Annotated in this window: 12 protein-coding genes; 6 read left to right on the top strand and 6 right to left on the bottom strand. The window is 66.3% G+C overall.

Features of this window, described 5'->3' with window-relative positions; all coding sequences use genetic code 11:
• Positions 1–11: 11 nt before the first annotated feature.
• The 6 genes from DY467_RS11200 to hpaR all read right to left on the bottom strand — a co-directional run bounded on the left by DY467_RS11200 (position 12) and on the right by hpaR (position 9575).
• Positions 12–890 (bottom strand): transglutaminase family protein, encoded by an 879-nt coding sequence (locus tag DY467_RS11200; protein ID WP_164636048.1) that lies wholly within the window; start codon positions 888–890, stop codon positions 12–14.
• A complete protein-coding gene (locus DY467_RS11205; RefSeq protein ID WP_164636050.1) occupies positions 887–3388 on the bottom strand; it encodes a circularly permuted type 2 ATP-grasp protein in 2502 nt (833 codons plus the stop codon). Before DY467_RS11205 ends, DY467_RS11200 begins: the two co-directional genes overlap by 4 nt.
• Positions 3389–3413: 25 nt before the next feature.
• A complete protein-coding gene (locus DY467_RS11210) occupies positions 3414–6755 on the bottom strand; it encodes a transglutaminase family protein (protein ID WP_164636052.1) in 3342 nt (1113 codons plus the stop codon).
• 240 nt (positions 6756–6995) lie between these two features.
• Positions 6996–7772 carry an HpcH/HpaI aldolase family protein gene (locus DY467_RS11215; protein WP_164571184.1) on the bottom strand — a complete coding sequence of 259 codons (777 nt, stop codon included), beginning with the start codon at positions 7770–7772 and terminating at the stop codon, positions 6996–6998.
• A gap of 137 nt (positions 7773–7909) precedes the next feature.
• Positions 7910–8995 (bottom strand): malate/lactate/ureidoglycolate dehydrogenase, encoded by a 1086-nt coding sequence (locus tag DY467_RS11220; RefSeq protein ID WP_164636053.1) that lies wholly within the window; start codon positions 8993–8995, stop codon positions 7910–7912.
• A 40-nt stretch (positions 8996–9035) separates the two neighbouring features.
• Positions 9036–9575: a homoprotocatechuate degradation operon regulator HpaR gene (gene hpaR, locus DY467_RS11225; RefSeq protein WP_164636111.1), complete on the bottom strand. Its 540-nt coding sequence runs from the start codon at positions 9573–9575 to the stop codon at positions 9036–9038.
• A gap of 247 nt (positions 9576–9822) precedes the next feature.
• Between hpaR and hpaH the strand changes: the two genes are divergently transcribed.
• From hpaH to DY467_RS11255, 6 genes are all read left to right on the top strand, one after another.
• Entirely contained in the window at positions 9823–10629 is an 807-nt protein-coding gene (hpaH, locus tag DY467_RS11230) for a 2-oxo-hept-4-ene-1,7-dioate hydratase (RefSeq protein ID WP_107356516.1), read from the top strand.
• Between the two features lie 21 nt (positions 10630–10650).
• A complete protein-coding gene (locus DY467_RS11235; protein ID WP_164571183.1) occupies positions 10651–11049 on the top strand; it encodes a 5-carboxymethyl-2-hydroxymuconate Delta-isomerase in 399 nt (132 codons plus the stop codon).
• Complete coding sequence (hpaE, locus tag DY467_RS11240) at positions 11042–12583, top strand: 5-carboxymethyl-2-hydroxymuconate semialdehyde dehydrogenase (protein ID WP_164636055.1); 1542 nt, start codon at positions 11042–11044, stop codon at positions 12581–12583. Before DY467_RS11235 ends, hpaE begins: the two co-directional genes overlap by 8 nt.
• A gap of 167 nt (positions 12584–12750) precedes the next feature.
• Positions 12751–13728, top strand: coding sequence for a 3,4-dihydroxyphenylacetate 2,3-dioxygenase (gene hpaD / locus DY467_RS11245; RefSeq protein WP_164636057.1), 978 nt, complete (start codon positions 12751–12753; stop codon positions 13726–13728).
• A gap of 154 nt (positions 13729–13882) precedes the next feature.
• Positions 13883–14755 (top strand): fumarylacetoacetate hydrolase family protein, encoded by an 873-nt coding sequence (locus tag DY467_RS11250; protein ID WP_164636059.1) that lies wholly within the window; start codon positions 13883–13885, stop codon positions 14753–14755.
• Positions 14756–14782: 27 nt separating this feature from the next.
• Complete coding sequence (locus DY467_RS11255) at positions 14783–16408, top strand: thiamine pyrophosphate-dependent enzyme (RefSeq protein ID WP_164636061.1); 1626 nt, start codon at positions 14783–14785, stop codon at positions 16406–16408.
• The last annotated feature ends 232 nt before the right edge of the window (positions 16409–16640 follow it).

Genomic DNA, 16640 nt, shown 5'->3' on the forward strand with positions numbered 1-16640 from the left:
TGTCCGGTGCGTTACTCGACCGGAATGACGTCGACCGCCACCGAGAGTTTCTGTCGGCGGGAACCGACGATGACGCCGTCGACCGGGGAGACATCCGAGAAGTCCCGGCCGACCGCCAGGACGATGTGATCGGTTGCAACCAACAGGTCATTGGTCGGGTCGAAGCCGATCCAGCCGAGTTCGTTACCGCACCACACCGACACCCAGGCGTGGGTCGCATCGGCGCCCTGTAGCCGCTCCTGCCCCTCGGGCGGATAGGTCCGCAAATAACCGCTGACATAGGCGGCCGGCAGCCCGAGGCCGCGCAAGCCGGCGATCATCACATGGGCGAAATCCTGGCAGACACCGTGGCGCTTCTCGAACACTTCCGCCAGCGGAGTCGAAATCACCGTCGCCTTGGGGTCGTAGCGGAATTCGGTGCGGATCCGCCGCATCAGCTCGGCGGTGCCGGCGAGCACGCCGCGGCCGTGCGGGAAGCTCTGCGCCGCGTAGCGGGTCACCGCCGGCAGGATCGGCACCAGCGGGCTGGCAAACACGTAGCCGACCGGTGAGGACGCGCCGAGGCTCGGGCTGGTGAGCGCGGCATCGCGGACCGGCTCCCAGGGCTGGCTGCCGGAGTCGCGCGGCGGCGGCAGCCGCGTCACCTCGACGCGCGACCGGCTGTCGATCCGCAGCACCTTATGCGGCGCCTCGATCACGATGCTCTCGGTCACCGTGCCGAAGAAGTCGGTGCGGGCGGTGCGGGCCGCCGGCCGCGGCTTGATTTCAATCGCATGCGACAGCAGCGACTGGCCGGGCTCCGAGATCGGCTTCAGCCGCAGCGAGCAGCGGGCGAAACTCACCTGGCTGCCGTAGGAATAAGTCGTGACGTGGCGAATGTCGTAGATCACGCCAGCCCCGTCAGCTTTTCCGGCCGCATCGCGCTGGCGCCGTGCGGGAAGTAGTGCGCCCCGACCGCCTCGGCGAGGCTGAGCAAATCCTGCTCCAGCGCAAACAGCCACGACGCGTCGATGGTCTCGGCTTCGGCGGCGGTCAGTTTCGCCAGCGTCGAGACCGCCAGCCGCTGCGGCCGCTCGATCAGTCCGCCTTCGTGCAGCGCCGGCAGGCTGGCGATGTGGTCATTGAGCTCTTCGACCTGGAACGCCACCGAGCGCGGATTGTAGGGATCGAGCACCGCGAGATCACGCACCGGGGCGAGCAGCGGCGCCAGCAGATAGCGCGACCGATAGGTGATCTGCGAATCCACCAACGTCAGCAGCACGTCGAGATCTTCGGCGGTGGCGCCGTCGCAGGAGAACTGCCGGGCGAACCGCGCGGTGTTGACCGCGCGCTCGACGCGGCGGCCGATCCGCAGGAAGCGCCAGCCGGCGGCGCGGTTCATGTTTTCGTTCGACAGGCCGGAGAAACTCGCGAGCTCCTGCAGCGCGATGTCCGCGGCCTGAACCACCGCCTCTTCGCCCTCGACCGGCACGGCGAGGCGCGCTTCCATCTGGGTGATGACGTGCCAGGCATCCGGCGACAGCCGCTCGCGCAGCGACGAGGCGTTGCGCTGGGCGGCGCGGATCAGCGACAGCGCCGAGCCGAAGTCATCCGGACTCTGCAGCGCATCCGCGGCAATTTTCGCGGTCTGCGCGCGGGGGCTGAGCGAAGTAGCGCCCCAGGCAATCAGCAGCCGCTGGATTTTCTCGATCGCATGGTGCAGCGGGCCCTTGCCGGGATCGCGCTGCGGTGCGCTGAGCGCGCGCAGCAGCCGCAGCGTCGCCTCGGCGCGTTCGAGATAGCGGCCGAGCCAGAACAGATTGTCGGCAGCGCGGCTCGGCAGCACGCCGGTGATGCGCCGGATGCGGACGCTGTCGACCGCGGGCAATAGCGACGACGGCGCCACCGCATGATCGGCCACCACCCAAACGTCGGCGGCGCGGGCGCCCTCGCCCATCGACACGGCACGCGAGTCGAGCCGGTCGGCGATCCGGCAGAACCCGCCGGGCATCACCGCCCAACCGTTCTCAGTGGCGGCGGCGAACACGCGCAGCACGAACGGCCGCGGCGCCAGCTTGCCGTCGTCCCACACCGGAGTGGTCGACAGCCGGACCTGCTCCTGCGCCACGTAGTCGAGGCCGCGCGCCGCAATGGCGTCGCGCAGATGATCGCGTACCACCGGCGGCAATTCGCCGGGCAGCACCGGGCCATGATGGGAGAAGCCCGGCACGCTCTGGCCGTAAGCGCCTTCGATCACGAATTCGTCGAGCCGGTCGAGCACTTCCTCGCGCGCGGCCGTCTGGCCGCACCACCAGGTGGCGATGTGCGGCATCTTGAGGTCTTGGCCGAGCAGCCGGCGCGCCAGCGGCGGCAGGAAGCCGAGCAGCGAGCGCGCTTCGAGCACGCCGGAGCCCGGCATGTTGGCGACCACGACGCCGCTCTTGCGGATAACGTCGATCAGGCCGGCGACGCCGAGCTGCGAGGAAGCGTCGAGCTCCAGTGGATCGAGCGAGTTGGCATCGACCCGGCGCAGCAGCACGTCGATCCGCTTCAGGCCGGCGACGGTGCGGATGTGCAGACGATCGTCGGCGACCGCGAGGTCATCACCTTCGACCAGCAGGAAGCCGAGATAGCGCGCCAGCGTGGCATGCTCGAAGTAAGTCTCGCTGAACCGGCCCGGTGTCAGCAGCCCGATGCGCGGCTCGTCGCGATCGGCGGTCGCGCGCAGGCTGTCGCGGAACGCCTCGAAGAACGAGGCGACGCGCTCGACGTTCATCGATTTGTAGAGATCGTTGAAGGCGCGCGACAGCACCAGGCGATTTTCCAGCGCATAGCCGGCGCCCGACGGCGCCTGAGTGCGATCGCCCAGGACCCACCATTGCCCGTCCGGGCCGCGGCCGATGTCGGCGGCGTAGAAATGCAGATAGCGGCCACCCGGCGGTTTGACGCCGACCATCGGCCGCAAGTAATCGGCACTGCCAGCAATCGCGGCGGCCGGCAGAGCGCCGTCGGCGATCAGCGAGCCTTGGCCGTAGATGTCCTGCAGCACGCCTTCGAGCAGCGTCGCGCGCTGGGCGATGCCGGCAGCGATCTGCTGCCACTCGCTCTCACCGATCAGCAGCGGCACATGGCTGAGCGGCCAGGCCCGATCCGCGGCGTCGCCCGGCGCCCGATAAGTGACACCGGCATCGCGCAAGTGCCGGTCGGCGGCGGCGAAGCGGCGCTCGATCTCGTCGGCGGAGAGAGCTGCGAACGCGTCGAAATAACGACTCCACACCGCGCGCGGCTGGCCGTCCGCGCCAATGAATTCGTCGGGGATGCCGGGCAGGCGCACGTAGTCGCGGCTCCACTGCGCAACCTTGCGGTCGCGCGGTCGAGCCTTCCGGGCCGGGCCGCCTTGCTGCGCCATTGTCTCATCCCCCATACGGAATGATTCAATGCAGCAGCGGCGTGCGCAAGTCGAGGGTCAGCGGGAATTCAAGTGTGCGTTCTTCCTGCGGCGGATCGATCCGCCCCGGGGTGTGGCCGTGATCCTGGAACCGCGCCAGCCGCCGCGCCTCGGCTTCGTACGAGTTCACCGGCTTGGTCTCGTAGGCCCGTCCGCCCGGATGGGCGACGTGATAGACGCAGCCGCCGAGCGAGCGGCCATTCCAGGTGTCGACGATGTCGAACACCAGCGGCGCGTGCACCGGAATGGTCGGATGCAGCCCGGAGGCCGGCTGCCACGCCTTGAACCGCACCGCCGCCACCGCCTCGCCGGCCCGCGCGGTCGGCGTCATCGGCAGCCGGCGGCCGTTGCAGGTGATGACGTGGCGGCCTTCGACGAAGCCTTCGGCCTTGACCTGCAATCGCTCCACCGACGAGTCCACGAACCGCACCGTGCCGCCGGCGGTGCCCTCCTCGCCGAGCACGTGCCACGGCTCCAGCGCCTGCCGCAGCTCCAATGTGACACCGCCATGATACACGCTGCCGAACACCGGAAAGCGAAATTCGAGCTGGGCGGTGAACCACTCCGGCTCGAACGCATAGCCGGCGCGCGCCAGCTCGCCGAGAACGTCGCGGAAATCCTCCCACAGATAATGCGGCAGCATGAAGCGGTCGTGCAGAGCCGTGCCCCAACGCACGAACTTGCCGTCCAGTGGCTCGCGCCACAGCATCGCGATCAGCGCGCGGATCAGAAGCTGCTGCGCGAGACTCATCCTCGGATCGGGCGGCATCTCCAGCGCGCGGAATTCGACCAGGCCCAGCCGGCCGGTCGGACTATCCGGCGAGTACATCTTGTCGATGCAGATCTCGGCGCGATGGGTGTTGCCGGTGATGTCGACCAGGATGTTGCGGAACAGCCGGTCGGCGAGCCACAGCGGGCCCTTCACGCCCGGCGGCGGCACCTGCGCCAGCGCGATCTCGAGTTCATACAGCGAATCGTGCCGCGCCTCGTCGATCCGCGGCGCCTGGCTGGTCGGGCCGATGAACATGCCCGAGAACAGATAAGACAACGACGGATGCCGCTGCCAGAACAGCACCAGACTCTTGAGCAGATCCGGCCGGCGCAGGAACGGCGAATCCGCAGGGCTGGCGCCGCCGACCACGACGTGGTTGCCGCCGCCGGTGCCGGTGTGGCGGCCGTCGATCAGGAAGCGGTTGGCGCCGAGCCGCACTTGCGCGGCGTCTTCGTAAAGGCCGAAGGTGGTGCGCACCGCCTCGCGCCAATTCTGCGCCGGCTGGATGTTGACTTCGATCACGCCCGGATCTGGCGTCACCTTGATGACGTCGATGCGCGGATCGTAAGGCGGCGGATAGCCCTCGATATGGACGCGGATCTGCATCTCTTCGGCGGTGGCTTCGACCGCGGCGATCAGTTCGAGATAATCTTCGATGGTCTCGGTCGGCGGCATGAAGGCGCACAGCACGCCCTCGCGCAGCTCGATCGACATCGCGGTGCGCACGCCGCCTTTGCGCAGCTTCTGCTCCTCGACGGGCTGGCTTGTGGTCGCTTCGCCAGCCGACTGTTCAAACACCGCCATCTGCTCGCGCTCGGGCTCGGCGTCGTTCGCCGGCGGAGGCGCGAATAGCGGCAGTGCGCCGCGCGGCTCGAGCGGATCGCGCGGCACGATGTACGGATAGTCGTCTTCCGGAATATGCGGCAGCGATGAGATCGGCAGCCGGAAGCCGAGCGGCGAGTCGCCGGGCAGCAGAAACAGATTGCCGCGCCGCAGCTTCCAGCGCTCGCTGCGCCAGCGCTTCTTCTGTGCCGACGCGGCGTCCGCATTCCACGCCTGGATCGGCAGCACGAAACCGCGCGGCGTGTTCAGCCCGGTGTCGAACACCCGCGCCATGCGGGCACGCTCTTCCGGATCGGCGAGCTTGTTGTCGTGCGGATCGACGTTCGGCGGCAGCGTCGCTTCCTTCTGCAGCCAATGGGTTGGATCCTCATAGGCTGGCAGCACGTAGTCGGTGTCGATGCCGAGACGTTTGGCCGTGCCGATCGCGAACTGCTCGGCCTCCTCGACCTTGGCCGGACGTTGGCCGACCACCGGCGCGATCAGCTCGCCATTCTTCCAGATCGGCACGCCGTCCTTGCGCCAATACAGGCCGAACGCCCAACGCGGCAGGCTTTCGCCCGGGTACCATTTGCCCTGGCCGAAATGGAGGAGGCCACCCGGCGCGAACCGGCTGCGCAGGCGCCGGATCAGATCGTCGGCCAGCATCCGCTTGGCACCGCCGACCGCAGCGACGTTCCACTCCGGCGATTCCATATCGTCGATCGACACAAAGGTCGGCTCGCCGCCCATCGTCAGCCGCACATCGTGCGCGGTCAGATCAGCATCGACCTTTTCGCCGAGCGCATCGAGCCGCGCCCAGGATTCGTCGGAGAACGGCTTGGTGATCCGCGGCGCTTCGCGGATGCGCTCGACCCGCATGTCGAACTTGAAATCGACATTGGCGAAGCCGACCACGCCGGAGATCGGCGCGGCCGTGCGATAATGCGGCGTGGCAGCGACCGGGATATGGCCCTCGCCGGCAAGCAATCCCGACGTGACGTCGAAGCCGACCCAGCCGGCGCCGGGCAGATAGACTTCGGCCCAGGCGTGCAGATCCGTGAAATCGTGCGCCGCGCCCTTTGGGCCGTCGAGCGACTCGATGTCGGGGCGAAGCTGGATCAAGTAACCGGACACGAACCGCGCCGCGAGTCCAAGATGCCGCAGCGTCTGGATCAGCAGCCACGCCGAGTCGCGGCACGAGCCGGCCCCCTTGGCGAGCGTCTCTTCCGGGGTCTGCACCCCCGGCTCCATCCGGATGATGTAGTTGATGCGCTCGCGCAGTTTGGCGTTGAGATCGACCAGGAAGTTGACCGTGCTCTCGGCCTCGCGCGGAATCGAATCGAGATAGGCTTTGAACAGCGGCCCCGGCTCGGTCGTCGCCAGATACGGCGCCAGTTCGTGCTGCAGGTCGGCGGTATATGAGAACGGGAAGCTCTCGGCGTAACTCTCGACGAAGAAGTCGAACGGGTTGATCACCGTCATCGCCGCGGTGAAATCGACCTCGATCTTGAGCTCGTCGGCCTTCTCCGGAAACACGAACCGCGCCAGCCAATTGCCCTGCGGGTCCTGCTGCCAATTGATGAAGTGGTTGGCCGGCGTGACCTTCAGCGAATACGACAGAATCGGCGTCCGCGTATGCGGCGCCGGACGCAGCCGGATGGTCTGGGGGCCGATGTCGACCGGGCGGTCGTATTTGTAATGCGTGACGTGATGAAGGGCGACATAGATCGACACGAGGGCAGCTCCAGCATTGAATTTAAGCAGAACACCGGAACTCGGAGCGATCAAGCGCTAACAAAGGGCAAGGCGTGCACAAGCGGAAGGCGTCTGGCCCCTCACACACTGCTGTCATCGCCCGCGAAGGCGGGCGCCCAATATCCCAGAGCGTTTGCGACCGAACACCAATGCGCTGGAATACTGGATCCTCCGCTTACGCGGAGGATGACGGTGAGTGGGGATTGAGGGTGGCGGCCCTTACGCCTTCCCGCCCGAATTCTTCCGCGTCTCGGCGACCCAGCTCCGCGCGCCGATCGCCATGATGCCGCTGTCGTTGAGCAGCGTCACCAGCTTGAAGCCGAGCGCGATGTTGCGCGCGGCGCCTTCGGGGCCGGAGCAGTGGATGCCCGGATAGATGCCGCGCTTGTCGCATTCCTTCAGCAGCTTGTCGTAGATCTTCAGGATCTCCGGCTCGTCACGGTCGAGCTTCGGCACCAGACCATAAGAGAAGCCAAGATCGGACGGGCCGATATAGACGCCGGCGATGCCCTCGACATCGAGGATCGCCTCCATGTTCTCGACAGCGGTGCGGGTCTCGATCATCGGGATGCACAGCGTCTCGTCGTTCGCGGTCGTCTGATAGTTACCGGACGAGCCGTACAGGCCGGCACGGATCGGACCGTTGCTGCGGGTGCCGCGCGGCGGGTACTTGCAATACTGGACGAAGTTTTCGGCTTCTTCCTTGGTGTTGACCATCGGGCAGATCACACCATAAGCGCCACCGTCCAGCACCTTGCCGATGATGCCCGGCTCGTTCCACGGCACCCGCACCATCGGCGTCACCGGATGCGCCTGCATGCCCTGGAAGCAGGTGACCATCGACTGATAATCCTGCACGCCGTGCTGAATATCGACGGTGATGCTGTCGAACCCGCACTGCGCCATCACCTCGGCCGAGAATCCCGACGGAATCGCCAGCCAGCCATTGACCACGACTTTGCCGTCGGCCCAGAGTTGTTTGACTTTGTTTGCCATGTCGTTCTTTCCTGCCCCAGCGGTTGTTACTTACCGAAATCCTCGCCCCGTCATTGCGAGGAGCGAAGCGACGAAGCAATCCAGCGCTGCGTTCATGGCCTCTGGATTGCTTCGCTTCGCTCGCAATGACGGAAATCTCACGCTGTCGCCGCCTGGATCGCCTGCTCGGACACGCCGACTTCGCGAGCGGTCGCGACGATGGCGGCCCAGGTGTCGTCGGGGAGCGGGACGCCGTTTTTGGTGCGCTCGGCGCGGGTGGCGGTTTCGGGATCTCCGGGGATTAACACCTGATCGACGCCCGCGACGGTCTTTGAGCTCTTGAAGAAGTCGATGTAGCGGGTCACTTCGGCATCGAAGACATGCGCCGGATCGATCCGCTTGGGATCGACGTAGATCGAGAACATGCCGTTGGCGAATGGCCGGTTCGGACCGGTCGCACCGTTGCCGGTCAGCGCGCCGCCCAGCAGCTCGCAGATCAGCGCCAGCCCCGAGCCCTTGTGCTCGCCGAAGGCGCGGATCGCCCCTGTGCCATTGGCGTGGTTGATCGGGCCGTCCTTCTCGTGCGGGCCATACAGCGTCGCCGGATCTTCGCTCAAAGAACCGTCGGCATTGATCAGCGCGCCTTGCGGCAGCTTCTTGCCGCCGCGCGCCGCGACCAGCACTTTGCCTTCGGCGACGATCGAGGTGGCGAGATCGAGCACCACCGGCGACGCGTCGGGGCGCGGGATGCCGACGCAATACGGCGCAGTGGACAATCTGCGTTCGACGCCACCGAACGGCGCAACCAGGATCGAGCCTGCCGCAGTGACGAAGTGGATCGACACTAAACCTTCGGCCGCCGCCATCTCGGCCCAATCGCCGATCCGGCCGATATGGCCGGCGTTCTTCAGCGCAACCGCCGACAGCCCTTGCGTCTTGCACTTGTCGATGCCGATCCGCACCGCCTGCGGGCCGACCGTCTGGCCATAGCCGAACTTGCCGTCGACCACCGCCAGCGACGGGAGATCGACCGGGACGTCGACGGTCTGGTCAGGATGCACCGCGCCGGCGTTGCGCCAGCGGATATACACCGGCACGCGGATGACGCCGTGACTGTCGTGGCCGGTGAGATTGGCGGTGGTGAGATAACAGCCGATCCGCCGCGCCTCTTCCTTCGACGAGCCGGCGCGTTCGAACACCTGGGCGACGAAATCGATCAACCGATCGACCTGCACCGTCACCATGTCGGCGCACTCCTGCGGCCAGCGGTCATGGGTTGCTGCGTCATTCCTCGTCTCCTCCCGGCGCCGCGGCCTTCGCCTGCGGTCGAACTTTAGGCGCGCGAGTTGAGCGAAATTCCGGATCGCTGTCCACCGCGCTCCCGGCATAGCGCACCGGCATCGCCATCAGGCTCGCCTCCAGCTCGCGCAGCAATTCCTGCAGCTCGGCGAGCCTGGTGCCGCCGGTCCGCCGCGTGATCTCGGCGTAGATGGCTTCCGAAAACGGCGCCACCGTCTCGATCAGCTTCAACCCCTTGGCGGTGATCGACACCATGTTGCGGCGCTGATCGTCCTTCGCGAGCTTGCGCGCCACCAGCTTGCGCGTTTCGAGATCGCGCAGCATCCGCGACAGACTGGGACCAAGCAGGAAGGCGTTGTGCGCCAGCTCGGTGACTTCGATCGCATCGACCGCCGTGAGCGCACGCAGGATACGCCATTGCTGCTCGCTGAGCCCGTGAGCGCGCAGCAGCGGCCGGAAGTGCCGCATCACCGCCTCGCGGCTCCGCAGCAGCAGCATCGGCAGCGAGCGCGAGAATTCGCGCATCGGCGGTTCTTTGGTCTGGGCTTTCCCATCCCCGTCATTGCGAGGCGCTTCGCGCCGAAGCAATCCAGCTTCGGAATGCGCGGCTGAATTGCCTCGCTTCGCTCGCAATGACGGTGGGGGAGATTTTTGCATCGCAACAGAAGCGGTTTCGGTTTGAGCGCGATCATTTAACATGTTAATCATCTGCCGCGCGACGGTTTTGTTGAATGGACCGCGCGGGGATGAAACGGTTTTCGCTGGAGCGACGATGGCGCTTTCGAACGACGACATCCGCGCCGCAGCCGAGCGGCTGGACCAGGCCGAGAAGACCAAGGTGCAGATCCGCCAGCTATCGCTGGATCATCCGGCGATTACGATTCCCGACGCCTACGCGATCCAGGCTGCCTGGATCGAGATCAAGCAGGCTGCGGGCCGCCGCGTGCGCGGCCACAAGATCGGCCTGACCTCGAAGGCGATGCAGAGCCAACTCGGCATCGGCGAGCCCGACAGCGGCATCCTGCTCGACGACATGTTCTTCGACGACGGCGGCATTGTCCCCACCGACCGCTTCATCGCAACGCGCGTCGAGTCCGAACTGGCCTTCGTTATCAAGCACCGCCTCGCCGGGCCGCATTGCACGATCTTCGACGTGCTGAACGCCACCGATTTCGTGGTGCCGGCGCTGGAGATCCTCGACACCCGGGTGCAGCGCGTCGATCCCGAGACCAAGGCGACGCGCAAGATCTACGACACCATCGCCGACAACGCGGCGAATGCCGGCATCGTGCTCGGCGGCCGGCCGATCCGCCCCCTCGACACCGACCTGCGCTGGATCGGCGCGCTGACCTACAAAAACGGCCAGCTCGAAGAAACCGGCCTCGCCGCGGGCGTGCTCAATCATCCAGCGACCGCGGTGGCGTGGCTCGCCAACAAGATCGCACCGCAGGGCCTGGCACTGGAGCCCGGCCAGATCGTGCTGGCCGGCTCGTTCATCCGCGCCATCGAGACGGCGAAGGGTGATACGATCCAGGCCGACTACGGTCCTTACGGCACCGTGAGTTGTTACTTCGGCTGAAGCGACCGAAGCGAGGGATCCATGCCGCATTTCACCATCGAATATTCCGCCAATCTCGACGACAAACTCGACATCGCCGAAGTCGTCGAGCTGGTTCGCAGCACCGCGATCGAAACCGGGATCTTCCCGGTCGGCGGGGTGCGGGTCCGCGCGATCCGCTGCGAGCACTACGCGATTGCCGACGGCCGGCCCGGCTTTGGCTTCCTGGCGATGCTGCTGCGGCTCGGCGAAGGCCGCGACCTCGCCGCCCGCAAGCGCGCCGGCGACCACATCTTCGCCCAGCTCTCGCACTATCTCGATCCGCTGTTCGGCGACGAGGGCTTCGCGCTGTCGTTCGACATGGTGGTCAACGACAAGGAGACGAGCTGGAAGCGCAACTCGATCCACGACCTCTTGATCGCCGAGGCCCGCCATGGCTGATGCCGCCACGAACTCTTCCGGATTTCAGGCCAATCTCGACCGCGCCGCGCCGCTGCTGAAACAGCTCAAGGCCGATGGCATCGGCCATCTGATCGACGGCGAGATCGTTGCGGCCTCATCCGGCGAAGTATTCGAGACGGCCTCCCCGATCGACAACACGGTGCTGGCGCAAGTGGCGCGCGGCACGGCGGCGGACATCGACCGCGCCGCCAAAGCCGCCAAGGCAGCGTTTCCGGCGTGGCGCGACATGGCACCGGCCAAGCGGCGCAAGTCGTTGCACGCGATCGCCGATGCGATCGAGGCGCGCGCCGACGACATCGCCGTGCTGGAATGCATCGACACCGGCCAGGCGCATCGCTTCATGGCCAAGGCCGCGATCCGCGCCGCCGAGAACCTCCGGTTCTTCGCCGACAAATGCGCCGAGGCGCGCGACGGCCTGAACACGCCGAGCGAGGAGCATTGGAACGTCTCGACCCGGGTGCCGATCGGACCGGTGGGCGTGATCACTCCGTGGAATACGCCGTTCATGCTGTCGACCTGGAAGGTCGCCCCTGCGCTCGCGGCCGGCTGCACCGTGGTGCATAAGCCGGCCGAGTGGTCGCCGGTGACGGCCGACATGCTGGCGCGGATCTGCAAGGACGCCGGCCTGCCCGACGGCGTGCTCAACACCGTGCACGGCTTCGGCGAAGAAGCCGGCAAGGCGCTGACCGAACATCCGGCGATCAAGGCAATCGCTTTCGTCGGCGAAACCGCGACCGGCGCCGCGATTATGGCGCAGGGCGCACCGACGCTGAAGCGCGTGCATTTCGAACTCGGCGGCAAGAACCCGGTGATCGTGTTCGACGATGCCGATCTCGACCGCGCGCTCGATGCCGTGGTGTTCATGATCTACTCGCTCAACGGCGAGCGCTGCACGTCGTCGAGCCGGCTGCTGGTGCAGGCTTCGATGGCCGACAGATTTATCGAGAAGCTGGCCGCTCGGGTGCGCGCGCTCAAGGTCGGCCACCCGCTCGATCCGGCCACCGAAGTCGGGCCGCTGATCCATCAGCGCCATCTCGACAAGGTCTGCTCCTATGTCGACGTCGCCCGGAAAGATGGCGCCACCATCGCGGTCGGCGGCGCGCCCTACGACGGCCCCGGCGGCGGCCACTACGTGCAGCCGACGCTGGTAACCAACGCACGCAACGACATGCAGGTGGCGCAGGACGAGGTGTTCGGCCCGTTCCTGACCGTGATCCCGTTTAAGGATGAAGCCGAGGCGGTCCAAATCGCCAACGACGTCCGCTATGGCCTCACCGGCTATGTCTGGACCTGCGACATGGGCCGCGCCTTGCGCGTGGCCGATGCGCTCGAAGCCGGCATGATCTGGCTGAACTCGGAAAACGTCCGGCATCTGCCGACCCCGTTCGGCGGCATGAAGCAATCCGGCATCGGCCGCGACGGCGGCGACTACTCGTTCGAGTTCTACATGGAGACCAAGCACGTCTCGCTGGCCCGCGGCACGCACAAGATCCAGAAGCTGGGGGCGGTGTAGTGCGAAGCCTCTCCACTTGTCGTTCCGGGGCGCTCGCGCCAGCGAGCGAACCCGGAATCTCGCCGCGAGCACAGTTCATGTCCACGATCTCGGGATTCCGGGTTCGCGCCTGACGGCGCGCCCCGGAATGACGTTGCAACTAACATCCAGTACTGGGGACCTCGCCAATGCCGGTGCCGCAACACGTGTTTGATCCGCCGTTCAACATCGTCCGCGCCAGCCATGTGGTGCTCGACGTCGTCGATCTGAACAAAAGCGTCGAGTTCTACGACAAGATCATTGGCCTGCATGTCGAAGACCGCGACGACGCTACCGCTTACCTGCGCGGCTGTGAGGAGCATCAGCATCATTCGCTGGTGCTGCGCAAGGCGGATGCGCCCGCTGCGGCCCGGCTCGGCTTCAAGGTCGGCAACGAAGACGATCTCGACAAGGCCGGCAGCTTTTTTGCCGAGAACGGGCTGATCTACAGCTTCGTCGACCGGCCCTATCAGGGCCGCACCCTGCACGTCACCGATCCGTTCGGTTATCGGCTCGAACTCTATGCGACGATGGACAAGCGGCCGCATCTGCTGCGCCGCTACGAGCGCTATAAGGGCTGCCATCCGCAGCGGCTCGACCATTTCAACGTGTTCGCGGCCGAGACCCAGGACACCATTGAATTCTACGCAAGGCTCGGCTTTCGCCTTACCGAATACGCCGAAGAAGACGGCGACGGCGGCCGCATCGCCGCGGCATGGATGCACCGCAAGGGCAACGTCCATGATTTCGCGCTGACCAACGGCCGCGGCCCGCGGCTGCACCATTTCGCCTATTGGGTGCCCGGGCCGCTCAACATCATCCACCTCTGCGACGTGATGGCGTCGAGCGGATTCGCTCTCGAACGCGGCCCCGGCCGGCACGGCATCTCGAATGCGTTCTTCCTCTACGTCCGCGATCCGGACGGCCACCGCATCGAACTGTATTGCAGCGACTACCAGACCATGGACCAGGACCACGAGCCGCTCCGCTGGTCGCTGCGCGACCCGCGCCGCCAGACGCTGTGGGGGGCGCCTGCGCCGCGCTCATGGTTCGAACAGGGCTCGCCGTTCCTCGGCCAGGAAGTCCGCGAGCCGGCCTTCGTAGCCGATGTGGTGATTGCGGATTGAACCTCGGATGCGCACACTCGAACCATGAAACTCGTCATTCCGGGGCGCTCGCGAAAGCGAGCGAACCCGGAATCCAGAAGTTCAGAGCACCTCGGGATTCCGGGTTCGCGCCTGACGGCGCGCCCCGGAATGACGGCATCAAAGGCTGATCACCATGCCCACCCCTCGCCTCGCCACCTTTACCGTCAACGGCCTCACCCGCTACGGCGCGGTGTGTGATCATGGGGTGGTCGATCTATCGGCCCGCCATGCCAACGACTATCCGACCCTGCGCGAGGTGATCGCGGCCGGCGCGCTGCAACGGATCGTCGACGAGGCCGACCACACAGCGCCGGACTTCGCCCGCGACGCGGTGAAGCTTCAGCCACCGATCCCGCAGCCGGAAAAGATCATCTGCGTCGGCGTCAACTATCCGGACCGCAACGCCGAATACAAAGACGGCAGCGAGGCGCCGAAATTTCCGTCGATGTTCATGCGCACGCCGCGCTCCTTCGTCGGCCACGGCGCGCCGCTGGTGCGACCGAGGGCGTCGAAGCTGCTCGACTACGAGGGCGAGCTGACGCTGGTGATCGGCCAGGGCGGCCGCCACATCAAGGAAGCCGACGCGCTGAACCATATCGCCGCGATCACGCTGTGCAACGAGGGCACGATCCGTGACTGGGTACGCCACGCCAAGTTCAACGTCACCCAGGGCAAGAACTTCGACCATACCGGCAGCCTAGGTCCATGGCTGGTGCCCTACACCGATGAATCGCAGATCGCCGACATCCGGCTGACGACGCGCGTCAACGGCGAGACGAGGCAGGACGACCGCACCTCGCGGATGATCTTCAGCTTCCGCTATTTGATCGCTTATATCTCGACCTTTACCACGCTGGTGCCGGGCGATCTGATTGTCACCGGCACACCAGCCGGCGCCGGCGCGCGCGCCGAGCCGCCGGTGTATCTGAAGCCCGGCGATATCATCGAGGTCGAGGCCGACGGCATCGGGACCTTGCGCAACGGTGTGATCGACGAAGCCGAGTAATTCTTCCAGCAAGCAGTGGATATCCAGATGAGCATCATGACCGGCGGCGAAGCCATCGTGCAGGGCCTCGTCGCGCACGGCGTCGACACCGTGTTCGGCCTGCCCGGAGCGCAGATCTACGGCCTGTTCGACGGCTTCGCCAAAGCGCAGCTGAAGGTGATCGGCGCGCGGCACGAGCAGGCCTGCGGCTACATGGCGTTCGGCTACGCCCGCGCGTCCGGCAAGCCCGGCGTGTTCAGCGTCGTACCCGGCCCCGGCGTGCTGAATGCCTCCGCGGCGCTGCTCACAGCGTTCGGCTGCAACGAGCCGGTAATGTGCCTCACCGGCCAGGTGCCGAGCGCGTATCTCGGCAAGGGCCGCGGTCATCTGCACGAGATGCCGGATCAGCTGGCGACGCTGCGCAGCTTCATCAAATGGGCCGAGCGCATCGAATATCCGGGCAACGCGCCGGCGCTGGTGGCGCGCGCATTTCAGGAGATGATGAGCGGACGCCGCGGTCCGGTGGCGCTGGAGATGCCGTGGGACGTGTTCACGCAGGCGACTGAAACCGGCGCCGCGCAGAAGCTCGATCTGATCGCACCGCCTGCGCCTGATCCGGACCGGGTCGCCGCTGCGGCGAAGCTGATCGCAGCGAGCAAGCGGCCGATGATCTTCGTCGGCGCCGGCGCGCTGGAGGCCGGTGATGAGATTCTCGAACTCGCCGAGATGATCGACGCGCCGGTGGTGGCGTTCCGCTCCGGCCGCGGCATCGTCAGCAACCGGCACGAACTTGGCCTCACCTTCGCGGCCGCCTATCAGCTCTGGCCGCAGACCGACCTGATCATCGGCATCGGCACCCGGATGGAGCTGCCGACCACCTTCCGCTGGCCGTTCCGCCCCGAGGGGTTGAAGTCGGTGCGCATCGACATCGATCCGGCCGAGATGCGACGGTTCGCGCCCGACGCGGCGATCGTGTCGGATTCGAAGGCCGGCGCCCGCGCACTGGCCGAAGCGGTGAGCAAGGCCGGCATCAGCAAGACCAAGGGCCGCCGCGACGAGATCCGCGCCGCCACCGCGAAGACCATCGAGGCGATCCAGGCAATCCAGCCGCAGATGTCTTACTTGAAGATTCTGCGCGAGGTGCTGCCGGACGATGCGATCGTCACCGACGAGCTGTCGCAGGTCGGCTTCGCCTCCTGGTACGGCTTCCCGATCTATCGACCGCGCACCTTCCTCACCTCCGGCTATCAGGGCACGCTCGGATCGGGCTTCCCGACCGCGCTCGGCGCCAAGGTCGCCTGCCCGGACAAACCGGTGGTGGCGATCACCGGCGACGGCGGCTTCATGTTCGGCGTGCAGGAACTCGCCACGGCCGTGCAGTACAACATCGGCGTGGTAACGCTGGTGTTCGACAATTCCGCCTACGGCAATGTCCGCCGCGACCAGGTCAATCTGTTCGACGGCCGCGTGGTGGCATCCGATCTGGTCAATCCGGATTTCGTCAAGCTGGCGGAATCGTTCGGCGTCGGTGCAGCACGCGTCACCTCGTCCGACCATTTCCGCCCCGCGCTGGAAAAAGCGCTCGCCGCCGGCGGCCCGCAACTGATCGCCATCGACGTGCCGCGCGACAGCGAAGCCAGCCCGTGGCCGTTCATCCATCCGGCGAAGCCGTAAGCCCGCCCCGTCGTCATTCCGGGGCGCTCACGGAATGAGCGAACCCGGAATCTCGAGCTGTTCAGCCTTATCGTTCCACAACCTCTGGATTCCGGGTTCGCGCTTCGCGCGCCCCGGAATGACCGGTATCATCAACGTCATTGCGAGGAGCGAAGCGACGAAGCAATCCAGATTCACGCAGCGTGGCGCTGGATTGCTTCGCCTTCGGCTCGCAATGACGATACGTGCGCCT

This window comes from Rhodopseudomonas sp. BR0G17, assembly GCF_010907025.1.
Lineage (GTDB): Bacteria > Pseudomonadota > Alphaproteobacteria > Rhizobiales > Xanthobacteraceae > Rhodopseudomonas > Rhodopseudomonas palustris_H.